Origin of the sequence: Kitasatospora sp. NPDC059088, assembly GCF_042738155.1 — a bacterium.
Taxonomy (GTDB): Bacteria; Actinomycetota; Actinomycetes; order Streptomycetales; family Streptomycetaceae; genus Kitasatospora.
Genome location: NZ_JBHYGR010000289.1, coordinates 1 through 2,030 on the forward strand (window position 1 = coordinate 1; position 2,030 = coordinate 2,030).

1 protein-coding gene is annotated in these 2,030 nt (G+C 73.0%); it reads right to left on the minus strand.

Annotated elements, in window-relative coordinates; translation table 11 throughout:
• Nucleotides 1-95: 95 nt before the first annotated feature.
• The gene (locus ACFWXO_RS45385; RefSeq protein WP_380533129.1) at nucleotides 96-1,664 is read right to left on the minus strand and encodes a hypothetical protein; all 1,569 of its coding nucleotides are present in this window, start codon (nucleotides 1,662-1,664) and stop codon (nucleotides 96-98) included.
• Nucleotides 1,665-2,030 lie beyond the last annotated feature (366 nt).

Here is a 2,030-nt window from a genome sequence, read left to right on the forward strand (position 1 = left end):
CCCCGGAACTATAGGGTGCGGGGGGCGGGGGGGTCCTCGGGGCGGGCCCCCCCCCCCGCGGCCGCCGTCAGCTGTCAGCTGTCAGCTGTCAGCTGTCAGCTGTCAGCGCGGAACGCCCCGTGGACCCGCAGGTCGCCCTTGACCGAGACCTGCCCGTCATTGGTGTGCACGATCCACTCCTGTCCGTTGCGGACCGACAGGTGCCCGTTGGCGTTCACCTTGCCCTGGAAGCGCGACTCGCCCTGGACCCGCAGCATCGCCTTGGTGCTGAGGTCCCCGGCGACCGTGAGCGTGCGCCAGGCGTTCAGGTCGCCCTCGGCCTCCAGGCCGCCGTGGACGATCAACCGCGGCGGGCCGTCCTGGGTCTCCAGCACGTTGTCGACGGTCAACCCGCCCTGGAGGGTGAGGCGTTCCCTGACCTGGGCACGGCGGGTGACCAGGTCGTTGAGGTCCGCCTCGCCGGCGGTGACGGTCCCCCAGTCCGTGCCGCCGTCCTTGCGGACCTCCACCCCGGACTGCGGGAACTCCAGCCAGCCCTTGGCCCCGGCACGGTCCCCCACCCAGCCGGTGTTGATCCCGGCCGCGCTGACCGTCTCCACCGTGACGATCCCGAGGTCGCCGCCGCTGCCGTGGCCGACCCTGATCCCGCCGGGCGGGAACTCGATCCGCCCGGCGTCGTCGTCGTGGCCCCGGACCGACCCGGCGGTGACCGTGCCGATCGCCGCCTCCGCGGCCCGCAGCTCCACGGCGTCCACCTGCCGTGCCTCCACCGTCACGGCCTCCACCCCGGCGGCCGCCAGGGTGCCCAGCGCATCGGCCTCGTCGCGGATCTGGGCGCCCTGCCCGGTGAAGGTGATCCGCCCGCGCGCCGTCGTCGTGCCCCGGACCCACGGGGTGTGCACCCCGGCCGTCGCGGTCACCGCCTCGAACTCGGGGCTGCGCAGGTGCACGGTGGTGGTGAGGAAGTACCCCGGCTGCGCGCGCCCCGGGAGGGTGGCCGTCAGGGTGTACGTGGCGTCCCGCTTCGGCTCCTCGCCCGCCTTCGGCGCCCACTCCCAGCCCGCCCCGGTCCGCTGCGGGACGGGCACCGAGAGGCCGTCCGGGCCCTGGATCCGGTACTCCAGGTTCGCCGGGCCGTCCCAGCGCAGGACGACGTCCGCGCCACCCGCCACCAGGGACTCCTGCGGGCGGAAGTTGCGCGGCACCTTGGGCAGTTGCTTCACCAGGCCCAGGGTCACCGGGTTGCGCTGCGCCCTGGAGCAGTTCGCCGCCCGCTCCGTCACCTGGAGCAGGACCAGCCCCGGCTTGTCCGAGACCGGGAAGCCGTCCAGCACCAGGACGAGTGAACCGGCTTCCCGGAAGAGCGAGTTGGGGCGGGGAGTGACGGTCAGCACGCCGTTGCCGTCGTCCCAGACCGACGTCGGGTCCTCCCCCGCCCGGGTCGCGTTGTTCTGGGCGATCCGGGCGTTGATCGACTTCGGGTGCGCGGTCAGGTCCCCCTCCCGCTGGCCGCAGGGCACCCGCAGCTCGATGGAGTACCAGATCACCTCGTCCGGGGTCGGGTTGGAGACGACGAGGTAGACCGATCCGTTGGGCTCCTCGCCCGCCTCCGGCACCTGGAGCGGGGCCGGATCGGTGAGGAGTTCGTAGCTCAGAGCAGCCATCGTTGAAGACCCCCTGTGTCTGCTGTGCGGGCACTCGCCCCCACGGGCGCAGCCCTGTGGCTCAGCACCCTCCCTCCGGACGGTGGCCCGGGAGCTCCGATTCCGGGCCACCGTCGCGAAGCAGCCCCGCATTTGGCCGAAACCCCGGAGCGGGGAAGGCCACGGTCGGCGCCGCAAGCGGCTATGCGCTGCTCACAGTTGCTTGTAGTTTGGGATCCATGAACAGTTGTGAGCAGTGTGGGAGATGCGCGTGACCGTCATCGATCATCTCGCCCTGTCCGGCGCCCGGCTCGTCCTGCCCGGCGGGGTCGTCGACGGCGGCCGCCTGGCCGTCCAGGGCGAGCGCATCGCCGCCCTCTCCCCCGC